The organism is Novosphingobium sp. HNCC26BN242 (assembly GCF_057180525.1).
Window position 1 is genome coordinate 21,425 of record NZ_JBXUGM010000005.1, and the last position, 16,156, is coordinate 37,580.

The 16,156-nt window shown below is 61.9% G+C and carries 21 protein-coding genes; 8 read left to right on the plus strand and 13 right to left on the minus strand.

Annotated elements, in window-relative coordinates:
* Positions 1-7 precede the first annotated feature (7 nt).
* Positions 8-817, minus strand: coding sequence for a DUF6454 family protein (locus AC2A1F_RS17225; protein WP_484210011.1), 810 nt, complete (start codon positions 815-817; stop codon positions 8-10).
* A gap of 135 nt (positions 818-952) precedes the next feature.
* Positions 953-1,636 carry a polyamine aminopropyltransferase gene (locus tag AC2A1F_RS17230; protein WP_484210012.1) on the minus strand — a complete coding sequence of 228 codons (684 nt, stop codon included), beginning with the start codon at positions 1,634-1,636 and terminating at the stop codon, positions 953-955.
* Positions 1,637-1,807: 171 nt separating this feature from the next.
* On the opposite strand from AC2A1F_RS17230, the gene AC2A1F_RS17235 reads away from it, so the two are divergent.
* On the plus strand, positions 1,808-3,343 hold the full coding sequence (locus AC2A1F_RS17235) for an acyl-CoA synthetase (RefSeq protein ID WP_484210013.1): 1,536 nt from the start codon (positions 1,808-1,810) through the stop codon (positions 3,341-3,343).
* Here AC2A1F_RS17235 and AC2A1F_RS17240 read toward each other — a convergent pair.
* Positions 3,340-3,762, minus strand: coding sequence for a DUF983 domain-containing protein (locus tag AC2A1F_RS17240; RefSeq protein ID WP_484210014.1), 423 nt, complete (start codon positions 3,760-3,762; stop codon positions 3,340-3,342). The genes AC2A1F_RS17235 and AC2A1F_RS17240 overlap by 4 nt on opposite strands.
* Positions 3,763-3,868: 106 nt before the next feature.
* Here AC2A1F_RS17240 and AC2A1F_RS17245 point away from each other — a divergent pair, with 106 nt between their 5' ends.
* The 4 genes from AC2A1F_RS17245 to AC2A1F_RS17260 are packed head-to-tail and all read left to right on the plus strand — an operon-like array spanning position 3,869 to position 6,420.
* Positions 3,869-4,525, plus strand: coding sequence for a ferritin-like domain-containing protein (locus AC2A1F_RS17245; RefSeq protein WP_484210015.1), 657 nt, complete (start codon positions 3,869-3,871; stop codon positions 4,523-4,525).
* Positions 4,526-4,569: 44 nt separating this feature from the next.
* Positions 4,570-5,175 (plus strand): lysophospholipid acyltransferase family protein, encoded by a 606-nt coding sequence (locus AC2A1F_RS17250; RefSeq protein WP_484210016.1) that lies wholly within the window; start codon positions 4,570-4,572, stop codon positions 5,173-5,175.
* Positions 5,175-6,008 carry a DUF1295 domain-containing protein gene (locus AC2A1F_RS17255; protein ID WP_484210017.1) on the plus strand — a complete coding sequence of 278 codons (834 nt, stop codon included), beginning with the start codon at positions 5,175-5,177 and terminating at the stop codon, positions 6,006-6,008. The genes AC2A1F_RS17250 and AC2A1F_RS17255 overlap by 1 nt, the downstream gene beginning before the upstream one ends.
* Positions 6,009-6,015: 7 nt before the next feature.
* Positions 6,016-6,420 carry a hypothetical protein gene (locus tag AC2A1F_RS17260; protein ID WP_484210018.1) on the plus strand — a complete coding sequence of 135 codons (405 nt, stop codon included), beginning with the start codon at positions 6,016-6,018 and terminating at the stop codon, positions 6,418-6,420.
* An 88-nt stretch (positions 6,421-6,508) separates the two neighbouring features.
* Here the strand turns inward: AC2A1F_RS17260 and AC2A1F_RS17265 are convergent, their stop codons facing one another.
* Together AC2A1F_RS17265 and AC2A1F_RS17270 are read right to left on the minus strand one after the other, a co-directional pair.
* Complete coding sequence (locus AC2A1F_RS17265) at positions 6,509-6,808, minus strand: GIY-YIG nuclease family protein (RefSeq protein ID WP_484210019.1); 300 nt, start codon at positions 6,806-6,808, stop codon at positions 6,509-6,511.
* Between the two features lie 132 nt (positions 6,809-6,940).
* Entirely contained in the window at positions 6,941-8,695 is a 1,755-nt protein-coding gene (locus tag AC2A1F_RS17270) for a bifunctional metallophosphatase/5'-nucleotidase (protein ID WP_484210137.1), read from the minus strand.
* 161 nt (positions 8,696-8,856) lie between these two features.
* Between AC2A1F_RS17270 and AC2A1F_RS17275 the strand changes: the two genes are divergently transcribed.
* The gene (locus AC2A1F_RS17275) at positions 8,857-9,492 is read left to right on the plus strand and encodes a TetR/AcrR family transcriptional regulator (RefSeq protein ID WP_484210020.1); all 636 of its coding nucleotides are present in this window, start codon (positions 8,857-8,859) and stop codon (positions 9,490-9,492) included.
* Here the strand turns inward: AC2A1F_RS17275 and AC2A1F_RS17280 are convergent.
* From AC2A1F_RS17280 to gluQRS, 6 genes are all read right to left on the minus strand, one after another.
* Entirely contained in the window at positions 9,489-9,929 is a 441-nt protein-coding gene (locus tag AC2A1F_RS17280; RefSeq protein WP_484210021.1) for a thermonuclease family protein, read from the minus strand. The two genes, AC2A1F_RS17275 and AC2A1F_RS17280, sit on opposite strands and share 4 nt — an antisense overlap.
* Before the next feature lie 104 nt (positions 9,930-10,033).
* A complete protein-coding gene (locus AC2A1F_RS17285) occupies positions 10,034-10,330 on the minus strand; it encodes a hypothetical protein (protein ID WP_484210022.1) in 297 nt (98 codons plus the stop codon).
* Positions 10,331-10,383: 53 nt separating this feature from the next.
* Complete coding sequence (locus AC2A1F_RS17290; protein ID WP_484210023.1) at positions 10,384-11,256, minus strand: 3-hydroxyacyl-CoA dehydrogenase NAD-binding domain-containing protein; 873 nt, start codon at positions 11,254-11,256, stop codon at positions 10,384-10,386.
* A 79-nt stretch (positions 11,257-11,335) separates the two neighbouring features.
* On the minus strand, positions 11,336-11,896 hold the full coding sequence (locus AC2A1F_RS17295) for a cob(I)yrinic acid a,c-diamide adenosyltransferase (RefSeq protein ID WP_484210024.1): 561 nt from the start codon (positions 11,894-11,896) through the stop codon (positions 11,336-11,338).
* A gap of 20 nt (positions 11,897-11,916) precedes the next feature.
* A complete protein-coding gene (locus AC2A1F_RS17300; protein WP_484210138.1) occupies positions 11,917-12,147 on the minus strand; it encodes a hypothetical protein in 231 nt (76 codons plus the stop codon).
* Positions 12,144-12,989: a tRNA glutamyl-Q(34) synthetase GluQRS gene (gene gluQRS, locus AC2A1F_RS17305; protein ID WP_484210025.1), complete on the minus strand. Its 846-nt coding sequence runs from the start codon at positions 12,987-12,989 to the stop codon at positions 12,144-12,146. Before gluQRS ends, AC2A1F_RS17300 begins: the two co-directional genes overlap by 4 nt.
* Positions 12,990-13,097: 108 nt before the next feature.
* Here gluQRS and AC2A1F_RS17310 point away from each other — a divergent pair, with 108 nt between their 5' ends.
* Positions 13,098-13,337 (plus strand): hypothetical protein, encoded by a 240-nt coding sequence (locus AC2A1F_RS17310; protein WP_484210026.1) that lies wholly within the window; start codon positions 13,098-13,100, stop codon positions 13,335-13,337.
* Positions 13,338-13,442: 105 nt separating this feature from the next.
* A complete protein-coding gene (gene guaA / locus AC2A1F_RS17315) occupies positions 13,443-15,002 on the plus strand; it encodes a glutamine-hydrolyzing GMP synthase (RefSeq protein ID WP_484210027.1) in 1,560 nt (519 codons plus the stop codon).
* A gap of 13 nt (positions 15,003-15,015) precedes the next feature.
* Here guaA and AC2A1F_RS17320 read toward each other — a convergent pair whose 3' ends face one another.
* Positions 15,016-15,129: a DUF2474 domain-containing protein gene (locus AC2A1F_RS17320; RefSeq protein WP_484210028.1), complete on the minus strand. Its 114-nt coding sequence runs from the start codon at positions 15,127-15,129 to the stop codon at positions 15,016-15,018.
* Positions 15,129-16,154 carry a cytochrome d ubiquinol oxidase subunit II gene (gene cydB / locus AC2A1F_RS17325; protein WP_484210029.1) on the minus strand — a complete coding sequence of 342 codons (1,026 nt, stop codon included), beginning with the start codon at positions 16,152-16,154 and terminating at the stop codon, positions 15,129-15,131. The genes AC2A1F_RS17320 and cydB overlap by 1 nt, the downstream gene beginning before the upstream one ends.
* Between the last annotated feature and the right edge of the window lie 2 nt (positions 16,155-16,156).

Genomic DNA, 16,156 nt, shown 5'->3' on the forward strand with positions numbered 1-16,156 from the left:
GCCCGCGTCAAATCGTCAGGCGATAGCGGAACAAGCGGCTGGGACCGTCTTCGGGCAGCAGATAAAGATCGCTGCCCTCGATGGCCATGCCCTCACCCGTCAGCGGTCCGCCGCGGCCGAACGGCCGGACCGGACCAATCGCTCCAGCCTTAAGCGTGCGCACAAGCTTTTGCGTCCGCCAATCGATCCAGTCGACCGTGCCGCTGAGCCAATCGCGGTTTCCGCCTGCTACCAGATGGTGGCCTTCGAACTTGATGTCCTGATAGCGGGTCTGTGAAGGGTTGGGCACGACCTTCACTTGGGCGCCGGTGACATTATCGAATTCATAGAGCAGGCGGCTGTCCCAGTTGCCCGCCACCAGTTTCCGGCCCGATACAGCAACGCAACCAAGATGATCGGCCACGGCAATCTGGCGGCGCATCTTCAGCGTCGTGCTGTCTATTCCCACGATCACCGCCGTGCTGTTTGGCCGCATTTCGGCCAGCGGCACCCAGATTACGCCATCGGCCACCGAGATGCCGCCGGGATGATAGCGGGCACCGTCGGTCAATTCTATCCGGCGCAAGGCCTTGCCGGTGGCGCGGTCAAATTCATGCAGCCACGCCCTGTGACGGGTGTTGTCCACCGAGGTGGCCCAGATGCGCGTCGGTTCGAGCGCGAGGCCCTGAACATGGAACAGGTTGCCGCCAAGCTGCAGAACATCGGCCAGAGTAGCCTGTTCGACAAGGCTGCTGAGCGGAAAAGCGGCAACGGCAGAAAGGCATGAGATGGCCAGAAATGCCGCGCCAAGGCTTGTCCGTAAGGTCTTTGCGAGCATGGTATCGGCCCTGCTGTGGTCGGGCCGTGCTGGCCCGGACCGCGATTGGCAGGGGGGCGTTGCAGATCAGAGTCTGTGTTGCGATGGCGTTGCAGATTACGCGACTTTTTCGCACCTGCGGAATACTACGTGGGGCTAGACGGTTGCAAACCAGATCACGTGCTTGGCACCCTTGCCATTGGACCGGGCGCGCACTTCCACTTCATCAACATTGAAGCCCGCCGCTTTCAGGCGTTGCGTGAAATTGGGATCGCGCGCGGCTGACCAGATGGCCAGGACACCACCGGGGCGCAGCGCATCCTTGGCCATGCGCAGGCCGCGCATCTTGTAGAGACGGCTGTTGCCGGTGCGGACCAAGCCATCGGGACCGTTATCGACATCCAGCAGGATCGCATCATAACCGGTGCCACCCACAGCATAGGCGTTGGCCGAGATCACATCGGCCACATCGACCATGACCAGCCGCACGCGCGGATCATCAAGACAGCCGGCTTCCACCGTCTTCATCGGGCCGCGCGCCCACTGGATGATTTCGGGGACGAGTTCCGCCACAGTAACGTGCGCTTCGACAGGCAGCTTTTCGAGCGCGGCGCGCAAGGTGAAGCCCATGCCATAGCCACCGATCAGCACCGCGGGCCGCTTTGCATTAGGAATGCGCTCAAGACTTTGCGTGGCGAGCGCGATTTCCGAGCCGTTCTGGCGCGTGCTCATCAGTTCATTGTTGCCAACCACGATCATGAAATCGCGGTCATGGGCATAGAGGCGCATCTCTTCGCCATCGGGAACGTGCGCGGTGCCAAGAAGTTCGCGTGCTATCATCAGCGCGGCTTAGGGGGTGGCGCTGGAAAGGCCAAGGGCCGATTGTGCGGGCGCGGTATCGGGGCCGATCTGCGGGTTGGTGCAAATCGCGGTTGCGCCGCTTAATTGATCGATTAAAGTCTCTCCTCAAGAGGCAGCGCGAGTCTGCCCGAGAGCGAGAGGATGCACGTGGTGCAGTTTCATCCGAAGTATCATGCGGCGAGGAATCCTGGCCGCGCAGCCGTGATCATGGGCGGTAGCGGCGAGGTTGTGACTTACGCCGAGCTTGAGGCAAAATCGAACCAGTTTGCGCACTTGCTGCGCGCGCGCGCGCTGCAGATTGGCGATACGATTGCGCTGTGCCTTGAAAACCGGGCAGATTTCTTTGCGCTGGCGTGGGGGGCGCAGCGCGCGGGGCTGGTCTATGTGGCGGTATCTAGCCGGCTGGCCGCGCCCGAGATCGCCTATATCGCGCGCGACAGTGCCAGTCGGTTGCTGATCGGTTCTGCCATGACTGCGCCCGTGCTGGATGAAGTGGCGAAGCTCGCACCGGAGGTGGTGCAGCTACGGTTCGATACCGATGGGCCGCTGTCGCTGGACGCCGCGCTGGCTGCGCTGCCCAACACGCCGATTGCTGATGAGCGCGCCGGGTGCGACATGCTCTATTCGTCGGGCACTACGGGCAAGCCCAAGGGCGTGCGCATCCCCCTGCCCGAAGACCCGGAGATTGGCGCGGTCAATTCGCTGGTAGGCATTGCGAGCCAAGCCTTCGGGATTACCGGCGATGCGGTGTATCTGTCGCCCGCGCCGCTCTATCATGCCGCGCCGCTGCGGTGGAGCATGACCATTCACCGGCTGGGCGGCACGGTGGTGGCGATGGAAAAGTTCGATCCCGAGCACGCGCTGGCCCTGATCGAGCGCTACAAGGTGACCGATAGCCAGTGGGTGCCGACGCACTTCGTGCGCATGCTCAAGCTGCCGGACGAAGTGCGCACGCGGTACGACACATCGTCACTGAAGTGCGCGATTCATGCCGCTGCGCCTTGCCCGGTGCCAGTAAAGCAGGCGATGATTGACCTTTGGGGACCAATTCTGCGCGAATATTATGCGGGGACCGAAGGTAACGGCTTCACCTTCATCACCAGCCAGGAATGGCTACAGCGCCCCGGTTCGGTCGGCCGCGCGCTACTGGGCACGATCCGTATCTGTGATGACGATGGCAACGCTGTGCCGCCTCGGACCGAAGGACAGGTGTTCTTTGAAGGGGGCAGCCCATTCACCTATCACAACGATCCCGACAAGACCCGTGATGCCACCAACCGGCACGGCTGGACCAGCCTTGGCGATGTGGGCTGGGTGGACGAGGACGGGTATCTATACCTGACTGACCGCAAGAGCTTCATGATCATATCGGGCGGGGTAAACATCTATCCGCAGGAGATCGAGAACCTGCTGATTACGCACCCCAAGGTGGCCGATGTGGCCGTGATCGGCGCGCCCGACCCGGACATGGGCGAAAAGGTGGTGGCCGTGGTGCAGCCGCGCGACATGGCCGAGGCAGGCCCGGCGCTGGCGGCGGAGCTGGCCGACTGGCTGGGGCCGCAACTCTCCCGCGTGAAGATGCCGCGCCAGATCGATTTCCGGGCCGAACTGCCGCGCGAGCCCACCGGCAAGCTGTTCAAGCGGCTGCTGCGCGATGAATATCGGCGGGCATTCGAGGGTGTTTAGCCACCCTCGCCCTTTTCCCGCGCGTGGAGTTTGGCCCAGAGGTTCTCAGTGCCCGCTTCAATCGCCTTGTTCACATATTGCGAGGCGACCAGCCAGCCTTTGAACGGGCGCAGCGTGGCAAGGCAGCCGATGGCGAGGACGGGCACCGACGTGATCACATGCACCCACCATGGCGGGGCATAAGCCACTTCGACCCAGACCACGAGGAACGTGAGCGGGAAGGCAGTGATGCACAGCGCGAAGAATGCCGGGCCATCATCGGCACTGGCGAAGTTGTAATCGAGGCCGCATTCCGGGCACGTCTTGCGCAGTTTCAGCCAGCCGTTGAACATCGAGGCCTTGGCACACTTTGGACACGTTCCTTTCAGGCCGGATTGGAAAATCCAGTCAAACTTCGGATTTTTCGTGAAAAAGGCCATAGCGGTGAGTCCTGAATAACGTTCGATCGCCTTATGCCCCTGCCCCGCCATGGCAAGTCCTAATGAACAGATGGTGTGCCGGCCGCAGTCATGCGATTGTCATCTCGTGCCATCCCCCCTGAACAGCTTCCGCAACCGCTTCCTCGATGTCTTAGCATCGATCTACCTCTATAATGAGCATCGCGGCTATACCTCGCTGGACCGGGTGCTGGAGGCGGTGCGGGTGCGGTGCCCGGACGATCCCGGGTTCATCGCCGCCATTGCCAAGCACCGTGGAGACGAGCGCAAGCACTATGTGATGTTCAAGCGCTGGTTTGAACTGCAGGGCCGGATGCCGTTGGCAGTGGACAGCACGTGCGGCCACATCGACCGGTTCATTTTCAAAGTCTTCGGCTGCAGCATCGACGATCTGGACACGCAGGGCGTGATCGCCAGCCCAGATGCGTTTGAAAAGCTGTGCCGCGTGATCATGTTGACCGAACAGCGCGGGATACGGCAGGTGGAAGTGCTGTTGGCCAACCGCTTTGTGCGATCCGACAAGGCGATGAAGCGCATTTTCGAAGTGGTGGAGCGGGACGAGCCTGACCACTGGATGCCCTATGCCGCTTGGCTCGACACGCAAGGCCGCGCCAAGGCAAAGTGGCGTGAACGCTGGGCAGACTACTGGATTCACAAGTCGCTGATGCTGGTGAAACTGCCCAGCCTGTTCCTGCGGCGCTCTACGCCGCGCATGGTCGAATGGCCGGACGCAGTGACGGGTTAGACAGAGCGTTACGCCCGCGTTAGTCTCACCCCGGGGAGAACGACATGGACGGGGCAATCACAGACCGCAGGCCCAGCCTGCTATCGCGCGTGGTGCGCAAGGCATTGGTGTGGTTCTATCGCAAGCGTGGGTGGACAGCCTTTGGTGCGCCGCCTGCCGATGGCCGCTGCGTGATTGTGGCGGCGCCGCACACATCGAACTGGGATTTCGTCAACTTCATTGGCCTTACCGAAGACATCGGCATCAAGCCGCACTTCATGGCCAAGGACAGCCTGTTCCGCTGGCCATTGGGTGGCTTCATGCGCGATATGGGCGGGGTTTCGATTGACCGGAAAGCGCGAGCCAATGTGGTCGATGCGATGGTGGCCGAATTCGCGCGGCGCGACCGCTTCATGCTGACCATCGCGCCCGAGGGCACGCGCTCCCAAGTGGGCCAGTGGCGCAGCGGGTTTTATCACATCGCGCTGAAGGCGGGCGTCCCCATCGTGATCGGCATGATGGACTATGGCAACAAAACCGGGGGCCTTGGCCCGGCCATCTGGCCATCTGGCGATTATGCGGCAGACATGCGCAAATTGTTTGAATTCTACAGCAAAGTCACACCGCGCCATCCGGGCAGCGGGTTGAAGAGCCTGCCGGAGATTGCCTGATGCCTGACCTGCACTTCCTCACCCACGGCCCCACGCTCTGGGTCGCGCTCGGCCTTAACGCCGCCGTGCTGGTGGTGGGAATGCTGGTGCTGTGGCGCGTGGCGGTGAAGATCGGCGACGTCAGCTTCATCGATGCGGTGTGGGGCGGCGGCATGGGCGTGCTGGCGCTTATATCATGGCTGCATGTTCCGGGAGGCCCCGGCGCAAGGGCCAGCCTGATCGCCGCGATGGCCGCAATCTGGGCCGCAAGATTGGCGTGGCACCTCTACACCCGCTGGCGCGGGCATGGCGAAGACCCGCGCTATGCCAGAATGCTGGGGAAGGCCAAGGCGGAGGGGCGGTTTGCCGCAGCGGCGCTGAAGTTCGTGTTTGCCCCGCAGGCGGTGCTGCTGTTCATCACCTGCCTGCCCGCACAACTGGGCGTGCTGGCCAGCGCAAAGCCCGCACCGCTGGGTGCGTTGGCGATTGCCGGGGCCGCGCTGTGGCTGGTGGGCATCGCGTTCGAGGCCGTGGGCGATGCGCAACTGAACGCCTTCCGCGCCGATCCCGCTAACAAGGGCCGCGTCCTGCAAACCGGCCTGTGGCGCTACACCCGCCACCCCAATTACTTCGGCGACGCCTGCGTCTGGTGGGGCATCTGGCTCACCGCCGCGGACGCCGGCCTGTGGGTCGCGCTGGCCAGCGTGATCGGCCCGGTGTTCCTGACCTTCACGCTGACAAAGTGGTCGGGCAAGCCGCTGCTGGAAAAGGGCATGGAAGAGCGGCGGCCGGGGTATCGGGCCTACGTGGAGCGGACTTCGGGGTTTGTGCCTTGGTGGCCGAAGCGGGGGTAATCCAAAAATGCGCACACCACGATGGGTGGAAAGCCTTGCTCAACGGCGACTGTTTTGGGTCGCGGCAGGAGCTTTCGGATCGACTGCTGCCTTTCTGACAAGCCATGTCCTCACAACAATCAGCAGCGATCAATCAGGGATGATTATTGCGTCTGGATTTAATTGGAGTGAAAAATCAAGAATTCAGTTTCTCGAAGCAGTCGGCGGATGCGTCAAAAGTTTTGAAATGGTTGGTACGCCCGGTATTGATCTTACATTGCGCATAAAGACTAAAAGCCTGACGGCGACAGACTATGAATGCCTTTTTAAAGATGCGGTAGGAATCAAGCTGCCCGTAAAAGATGATGACATCGATTTGACCGATAATCGTGATCACTATGCGCGGCCCATCTGGACCTTCGTATCTCGCTAGTGTGAACGCAATATTCGAACCGCGACCATACACCCCTTCCCGTCCCCCCGTGCTTGACACGGGGTCCCGCTTTTCTTTGCGCGGCCTGTCAAACCAGCACGTCGTAAAGGTCCAGCCAGTCCGGGTTGCCGCGTTCGATCAGGTTGAACTTTAACTCCCTGCGCCAGCGTTTGAGGCGCTTTTCGTGCGCGATGCAGTCTTCGATGCGGTCGCCGCGATCTGCCCAGACCAGCAGCTTCAGGCCGTATCGGGCGCAGAAGTCTGAGCCGGTGCCTTCGCGGTGATGGTGGATGCGTGCGGCGAGGTGGGATGTGACGCCGACGTACATGGTACCGCGATAACGGTCGGCCATGATGTAGACCCAGCCGCCTTTCCGTTCTCTGTCCATTGCGGGAGGAAGAAGGAAGCGGGACCCCGGGTCAAGCCCGGGGTGACGGGAATGGGGTGGGATCGTAAAAAAGATACTTAACGCAAATCTATCGTCACCCCGGGCTTGACCCGGGGTCCCGCTTTACTTCGCTCACCCCTTCACCACCACCCGTGCCTCCTGAGGCACGCCGCGCACTGGCACGGCCCTGATCCAGCTTTCCAGCGCATCGATGTCGGTCGGCCCCGTTACCGTATCGGGCTTGCCAACAAAGCCTGAGAAGCCATCGCCGCCCAGCCCAAGAAATCCGTTAACTGTCACGCGGTAGGTCACCGCCATATCCAGCGGCTTGCCGTCCAGCGTGATCGAGACGATGCGGTCGCCCGAAGGCCGCGCCGGATCATAGGTGAAGACGAAGCCGGTGGAGGGGGCGAGTGCCTGTTTGGGGCCGGTGTCGTCCAGTCCCTCTTCCAGCACGGCCTTGATCTGTGCGCCGGTCATGCTTTGCGTCACCACGTTGTTGCCGAAGGGCTGGCACTGGTAAATGTCGCCGAAGGTCAGCGTGCCGTCGGCGGTGGGCACGAGCGGGGCGCGGATGCCGAAGGGGTTCATGAAGGCGATCTGCGCCCCGGCATCGCGCGTGGCGCCCAGTTGGGCGTCGGCGATCAGGTTGCGCAAGGCGTCGCCTTCGGGGCCATCAGCCTTTGGCGCGGGGCGGTCCAGCTTGCCGATGGGGCGTTGGGTATAGGCCTTTGAGGCCTCGACGTATTTCGCCACATATTCCGCCACATCGGCGCGGGGGCTGAACTGCGGAAACAGCGGTGTATTGGCTAGCGGCCCGCGTGACGAGGTGTATGGCGCTGATTGCACGATCACGTTTTCGGCCCTTTTCGAAACCACGCGCCCGGCCACCGGATCGATCTGCAGCGTGATGTCGGTGACCAGCGCGCCATAGACGCCCGCGCTGGTCAGCAGGAACGGTTTGGCCGGGTTGAGCGCACCGTAATCGCAGACATAGGACCAGTGCGTGTGGCCCGAAACGACCACGTCGACGCGCGTGTCCAGCCGGTCAAGGATCGGGCGGATGTCTCCGGCAAAGTTCTCGCAACCCTGCGGATTCGGCTCGCCCTTGGTGCGCCCGCCTTCGTGGATCAGAACGACGATTGCGTCCGCGCCCTGCTCTTTAAGCTGCGGCACGGCGGCGTTGATCGTGTCGGCCTCGTCCGCGAAGGTCAGGCCGATGATGCCGGTGGGGCTGACGAGGTTGGGCGTGCCTTTCAGCGTAAGCCCGATCACGCCCACGGTCACCGCGCTGCGGCCGGTGCCGAAGGTTTTCAGGCCGGTGGCGGGAAACAGTGTGGAGCCATCGGCCCGCTTGGTGCTGGCGGCGAGGTATTTGAAGGTTGCGCCGGTGAACGGCTCCAGCGCACAGGGTTCCTTGGCCGTGAACTTTTCGCACCCGCCGGTCTGCTTGCGCAGCAGTTCCTGCTGGCCGTTGTCGAATTCGTGGTTGCCCACCGCGTTGAAATCCACGCCGATGCGGTTCATCACGCCGATGGCCGGTTCATCGAGATAGAGCGAGGACGCCAGTTGCGAGGCGGAAATCATGTCTCCGGCAGATACCGTCATCGATTGCGGATGGCGTGCGCGGACCGAATCGATGGCCGAAGCCAGCCACGCCGCGCCGCCTGCCGGAACCGGGATCACCCCGCCCTTGCCATCGGCCACGTTGACCGACTGGCGCGGCGGCTCCAGCGCGCCGTGGAAATCGTTGAGGCCGATGATGCCCACTTCAACCGGCCCGGTTGGCACTGGTTCTACTGGCGCATTGCTCGCCATGGGCGCGGCGCATGCGGCGAGAAGTGTTGGAAGCAGCAGGGCAACAGCGGAATGGAGCGATCTGGGCATGAAACGGACGACCTTGGAAGGGGTTGCGTCTCCGCCTAGCCCATCGGCGTGATGCTTTGAAGGCGCAACCGCACCTTCTTCGTATGCGCGGCCATTGTCGGCGGACGCGGACATCATTACACTGCCCGCTCGCTCTCAAACTCAGGACACGCGATTCCGCCATGGCACTTTCCGGCTCTGACAATGCAGCCATGCGGGCGCGGCTGGTGGATGTGGCGCAGGCCATGATCGAGGAGCGTGGCGGCGCAGGACTCAATCTTTCCGAACTGGCCGCACGGGCCGGGATCAGCCAGGCGAACCTATCGCGCTATTTCGAAACGCGCGAAGACCTGATGGAGGCCATTGCCGACCACTGGTTCCAGCCGATGGTTGCCATCATGGAAGAGGTGCTGGCCAGCGACTTGCCGCCACGGCGCAAACTGTACGAATTTTTCGCCCGCCGTTTTGTGGAAATGCGCAAGAAGTGGGAGGACGATCCGGTCAAGCTGCAGACCTATATCGAGGTGGGCAGCGACTATTTCGAGCAAGTGCGCAGCTACATCGATCTTGCCGACCACTATCTGGGCGAAATCATCGGTGAGGGGATGAGCGACGGGGCCTTTGCCGGGCTTGAGGTGGATGAGACAATCAGCCTGATCAACCAGATGTGTGCGCCCTATTGCGCGCTGCAGACCATGACGATGTTCATGGAGCGGCTGAGCGAGGACAAACTGGCCCGGATCATTGATGCTCTGTTCGATGGGCTGTCGGCCACCGATCGTGGGGCCAAGGCGCTGACCGGGCTGCGCGCTGCCTAGGCGTTTGCGCACCAGTTGCCGCGGCGGCCCTGCCAGCGCTCGGCCAGTCCCTCTGCGGTAAGGATGGCGCCAAGGCTGCGCCCATTGCGTGTGACGATGCGCAGTGCGCGGCCGTAACGGTCGGTCGCGCGGCCCTGCACTTCCAGAGCGAATGGCCCGTTGTTAAGCAGTTCGACCAGACGTGCCTTGGCGCGCTGCCCGAGTGCGGCCTCTGCCGGGCAGGACGGCTGCGAGACTTCAGGCGTGTTGATGTCGGCGATGCGGATCTTTGTGCCTTGGAGCCAGAACGTATCTCCATCAACCACACAGGTTATGCGTGGCCCGGCACCGCACTGGTCAAACCGGGCCGCTTCGGCATCGGGTGATCTTGCTTGCAAGGGACCGGCAGACGGCAAAAGAAGCGCAAGCGTGGCGGTGATGCGGAAGAGGCTTTTCATGCCCGGACTCTGGATGATCCGGGTTTGTTCTTCGCCTCCGTATTCGCCCTTAAAGCATTGATGCTAAGGGGTAATACGTCTCCAACGCCGTAAGGCGACGGGAGTCAGTCCTCCTCGCCGCCGTCACCCAGCATGCCGTCCTCGTCATCATCGTTGCGCTCACCGCGATAGGCGCTCATGTCGATCATGCCGCTGCTGACCATCTGTTTCATGTGATCAACCAGATCGGGCATGCTGCCAGTATCGTCACCTTGTCCTGGCACACGATCCCCCAAGTCCTGTTCGCCCACAACGCTGGTGGCGCGGGCAAGCGCTTCTTCGGCAACGGTCTGGGCTTGCGCCTCACCGTCTTCCTGTTCGGTGTTGACGGTTTCGGGTGCCGGATCATTGGGGTCAGTCATGGCATGTCTCCTTGTGTGAAGAGACTACGCCCTGACCAACCTCCTGTTCCAATTTACCGTGTGGGAACCGGCACATCGCCCGAATAGTCATAGAAACCCCGACCCGACTTGCGGCCCAGCCAGCCTGCTTCGACATACTTCTGCAGCAGCGGTGCAGGGCGGTACTTCGGGTCACCGGTCGAGGCGAGGTAGATTTTCATGATTTCGAGCAGGGTATCGAGCCCGATGAAATCCGCCAGTTCCAGCGGCCCCATCGGGTGATTGAGGCCGAGCTTCACGCCCTTGTCGATATCGACGATGGAGCCAGTGCCACTGCCCAGCACGAACGCCGCCTCGTTGATGAAGGGCACGAAGATGCGGTTGACGATAAAGCCCGGTTCATCCTGCGAAAGCACGATTTCCTTGCCGATATTGGCCACATAATCGCGCACCGATTCGATCGTGGCGACCGAAGTGGCAAGGCCGGGAATGACCTCTACCAGCTTCATCAACGGCACCGGATTGAAGAAGTGAATGCCGATGAAACGCTGCGGATCGGGCGAGGATACGGCCATGCGGGTGATCGGGATCGACGAAGTGTTCGACGCCATGATGGCGTGGGGTGCCAGATGCTTGCCAGCGGATTCGAAGATCTTGTGCTTGATGTCCTCGCGCTCGGTCGCGGCCTCGATCACCAGATCGGCTTCGGCAAGGGCCGCGTGATCGGAAAAGCTGTGCAGGTTGGCCACGGTTGAGGAAGCCAGTGCGGCTTCGATCTTGCCCTTCTCCACCAGCTTGGCCAAGCCTTTGGCGATCTTGTCCTTCGCCTTTTCGGCAAGGTCGATCGATACATCGCCCAGCAGCACTTTCATGCCCGCTTGTGCAGAGACTTGTGCGATGCCCGAACCCATCTGGCCTGCGCCGATGACCGCCACTGTCTTGATCATGTGATTCCCTCGCCAATTTGCTGTTTGGCGCGGTGCCTAACGGTCAGATTGGCGCAAGTCTACCTATGCCTAGCACGAGTTAGCGTGAAGCGCCGGGGACCCACAGCGGGTCATTGCCCGCATTGGTCGCGCGGGCCAGCACGAACAGGTAGTCGGACAGACGATTCAGATAGGCCAGCGCCTGCGGATTAACCGGCTCTGCGGCGGCCAGTGCCACCGCGCTGCGTTCTGCGCGGCGCACGGTGGCGCGTGCGACGTGGATGCGCGCTGCAGCTTCGGACCCGCCGGGCAGGATGAAACTGGTGAGCGGGGGCAGGCTTTCGTTCAGCGCATCAATGGCATTTTCTAGCCACGCGACCTGGCTGGCGACCATGCGCAGCACCATTTCCGATGGCGCAAAATCCTCGCCCGGCGTGGCCAGATCGGCACCAAGATCGAACAGAGCGTTCTGGATACGCTGCAGCGTGGCGGTGGTTGCATCATCGGTGACCAGCGCAGCAAGGCCCAGCACGCTGTTGGCCTCGTCCACCTCACCCATGGCCTGCATCCGCGCGTCATATTTGGCGCGGCGTGATCCATCAACGAGGCCCGAGGTGCCATCATCGCCGGTGCGCGTGTAGATCTTGTTGAGCTTTACCATCGCCAATTCCGTTCTTGCGTTTAGCGTGCGAAGGCAAGCAAAATAGCCACCGTTACCACGGCCAGCCCCTGATACTTGATACGGTTGAACATCATCTTGTTTTGCAGAAGCTGGTTCGCGGTCGCTCCTTCGGACGGATCGCGGTTCAGGTCTTCTTTGGTGCTGTTCAGAAACGCAATGATCCCGCGCACGAGCGACACCACGGTGAGCACGACAAAAATGATGATGAGCGGGATCAGGAAGTATTTCATGGCCATTGATCTATGGCGTCAGACAGTGAAATACCAGTGTCAAATAGGGTAGCGCGGACCTCTGCTGCGACAGCGCGCCCATCCTCGCCAGCGCGCCGACGATCAGCCAATGCCGGGGCATCGCGCCGCTTGGCCAGCTTGCGGCCGTCTGCCTCCACCAGCACGGGATGATGGTGCCATATTGGCACGGGCAGGCCGAGCAGGTGCTGCAGCAGGCGGTGGATGTGGGTGGCCTGAAACAGGTCTACGCCGCGCGTCACATGGGTGACGCCATCGGCGGCATCATCCAATGTGGCGGCAAGGTGATAGCTGGCAGGCGCATCCTTGCGCCACAGCACGACATCTCCGAATATCTCGGGGCGCGCATGTTGCACGCCGTGGCGCTCGTCCCTCCACTCTAGCGGCCCGGCGAGTTCAGTCGCCTGCTCCATGTCCAGCCGCCAAGCCACATCCGGCCCGGGCACCGGCCCCCGGCGCAGGCAAGTGCTGGGATAGAGCGGCCCATCAGGGCCATGGGCAACTGCTGCGGCGGCCACTTCGGCGCGGGTGCAGGTGCAGGGATAGAGAATGCCCATCGCGCGCAGTTCGTTGGCGGCGGTGCGATAGCTGGCGATGCGTGAGGATTGCGGTGTGACCTCACGATAATCGAGCCGAAGCCAGTTCAGATCTTCGCGGAATTCGGCGGCCAGTTCGGGGCGGGAGCGGGTGCCATCAATGTCTTCGATCCGCAGCAGAAATTCCCCGCCATCGCGCTTTGCCCGGTCATGGGCGACGATTGCGGAATATGCATGTCCCAGATGGAGCGGGCCATTGGGGCTGGGAGCAAAGCGGGTGACGGTCATAGCCGATCAACCTAGCGCGAGTGAAAGGCCGTTAGAAGCCCGACAGAAAGTGCGCGCATCATAAACAAAACGGCTGCCCCACTGGGGCAGCCGCTTTTGTGTTGGTGCTTGGCGTTCCGTCCGGTTTTTGGCCATCCAGCCTTTTACCGGGGCCGCGCTCAGACGAGCGTGGCGGTGAACATCATGCCGCTGAGACCAGCAGCGAAGATGAACGGAAGCGCGATAGCAGTAAGCTTGCGCATGGTGTACCTCCTGTTGTGGTTCACCTTGCAGGTATCCTCCCAGTTCGTGTTCATCCGGCAGGGTGGGCTGGAAGCATCGGAACTGCCGCCCAAATACGCCGAATAGCGTATGCTGCAAGTGCGAACGCGGCAACTCCAGTTGCATGTAACGCAACTGTCACATTTCTGGCACCATCTGGACAGAATTGGCCCATGCCACTATCGGCCACGCATGAGCATCCAGCCTTCAGAATCGATCCTTATTGTCGACTTCGGCAGCCAGGTAACCCAGCTAATCGCCCGCCGTGTGCGCGAAGCGGGGGTCTATTCCGAGATCGCCCCGTTCACGCAGGCCGAAGCGGCGTTTCACCGGATGAAGCCCACGGGCATCATCCTGTCAGGATCGCCCGCCAGCGTGCCGGCCGATGGATCCCCGCGCGCGCCGCAAGTGCTGTTTGACAGCGGATTGCCGATTTTGGGCATCTGTTATGGCCAGCAGGTGATGAGCGAGCAGCTAGGCGGCAAAGTGGAGCCGGGCGATTCGGGCGAATTTGGCCGCGCTTTTCTGACAGTGACCGAACCTTGCGTGTTGTTCGATGGCCTTTGGGCGGTGGGTGATCGCCATCAGGTGTGGATGAGCCATGGTGACAAGGTAACGCAGTTTGCGCCGGGGTTCCGCATCGTTGCCGTGTCAGACGGCGCGCCGTTTGCCGTGATCGCAAACGATGAAAAGAAGTATTACGGCATGCAATTCCACCCCGAAGTGGTCCACACCCCTGATGGCGGAAAGCTGATCGCCAACTTCGTGCGCCACGTCTGTGGCTGCACCGGGGATTGGACGATGGCGGAATTCCGCAAGACCAAGATTGCCGAAATCCGCGAACAGGTCGGCTCTAGCCGCGTGATCTGCGGGCTTTCCGGCGGGGTCGATTCGGCGGTGGCGGCCGTGCTGATCCACGAAGCCATTGGCGACCAGTTGACCTGCGTCTTCGTCGACCACGGGCTGATGCGCATGGGTGAGGCAGAGCAGGTCGTCAGCCTGTTCCGCAACCACTACAACATCCCGCTGGTCCATAAGGACGTATCGGCCCTGTTCCTCGGCGGTCTGGCCGGGGTTACCGATCCCGAAGCCAAGCGCAAGTTCATTGGCAAGACCTTCATCGACGTGTTCGAAGCCGAGGCACGCCAAGTGGGCGGTGCGGACTTCCTTGCGCAGGGCACGCTCTACCCGGACGTGATCGAATCGGTCAGCTTCACCGGTGGGCCTTCGGTCACAATCAAGAGCCACCACAACGTGGGCGGCCTGCCCGAACGCATGAACATGAAGCTGGTCGAACCCTTGCGCGAACTGTTCAAGGACGAAGTGCGCGCGTTGGGCCGCGAACTGGGCCTGCCCGATGTGTTCGTGGGCCGCCACCCCTTCCCCGGCCCTGGCCTTGCCATCCGCATCCCCGGCGAAGTGACGCGCGAGCGTTGCGATGTGCTGCGCAAGGCTGATGCAATCTACCTTGAAGAAATCCGCAACGCGGGTCTCTATGATGCGATCTGGCAGGCCTTTGCCGTGCTGCTCCCGGTCAAGACCGTGGGCGTGATGGGCGATTTCCGCACTTACGACAACGTCTGTGCCCTGCGCGCCGTGACCAGCACCGATGGCATGACGGCAGACATTTATCCGTTCGATGCCGCTTTCCTGAGCCGCGTGGCGACGCGTATCGTCAACGAGGTGAAGGGCATCAACCGCGTGGTCTATGACTACACCAGCAAGCCGCCCGGCACGATCGAGTGGGAGTGACCGGGCTGGTCGCCTAAGCCTTCAGCCACGTACGGATGATGAATGCGATGATGCCGAGAGCGGTGACGCTGGCGGTCCAGATGGCTGCCAGCCACGCCAGCCGCTGCCACAGGGGAGCGTCATCCATCAGTGATATCCATGGGTGCCGACCTTGCCGCGGAACACCCAATAGGCCCAGATGGTATAGGCAATGATCACGGGCATGATGAAGACCGTGCCGACCAGCATGAAGATCTGGCTCTGTTCCGGGGCAGCGGCATCCCAGATCGTGATCTGATCGGGCACGATGTAGGGAAAGATGCTGATCCCAAGGCCCGCAAAGCCCAGCAGGAACAGCCCCAGCGCCAAGGCAAACGGCAGGCGTTCACCCCCGGCGTTCAGGCTTTTGAAGAACGTGAAGCCAGCGGCCATCACCAGCAACGGGACGGGCACGGTCAACAATATGCCGGGCATTTCGAACCAGCGGTGCCAATAGGCATAGTCGAGGAACGGCGTGGCAGCGCTGACCGCGGCCATGGCCACGAGCGTGATAACACCAAGAATACGCGCCAGCCGCACGGCATGGGCCTGCGCCGTGCCTTCAACTTTCCAGTTCAGCCATGTTGCGCCCAGCAGCGCATAGCCTGCCACAACGCCAAGCCCGGTGAGCAGGCTGAAGGGTGTGAGCCAATCGAGCCACTTTCCGGCATAGGCCCAGCCGCCCGCCTCGACGCTTTCAACAACAGTCACCCCTTGCAGGATCGCGCCCAGAATCATGCCTTGTGCCATGGCAGCCACGACTGATCCCAGCGTAAAGGCCACATCCCACAGCGCGCGGTGACGCGGATCGCGCCAGCGGAATTCAAAGGCGACGCCGCGAAAGACCAGGCCGAGCAGCATGGCGATCATTAGCGGATAGGTGGCGGGCAGGATGATGCCATAGGCCAGCGGGAACGCCGCAAACAGGCCGCCGCCACCAAGCACGAGCCAAGTTTCATTGCCATCCCATACAGGCGCGATGGAATTCATCGCCTGATCGCGTTCCTCCCCCACCGCAAAGAAGGGGAAGAGGATGCCGATACCCAGATCGAACCCGTCCATTACGACATAGGCGAACACCGCAAAGGCAATGATGAACGCCCAGATCACAGTCAGATCGAAGTTATAGGCCATGG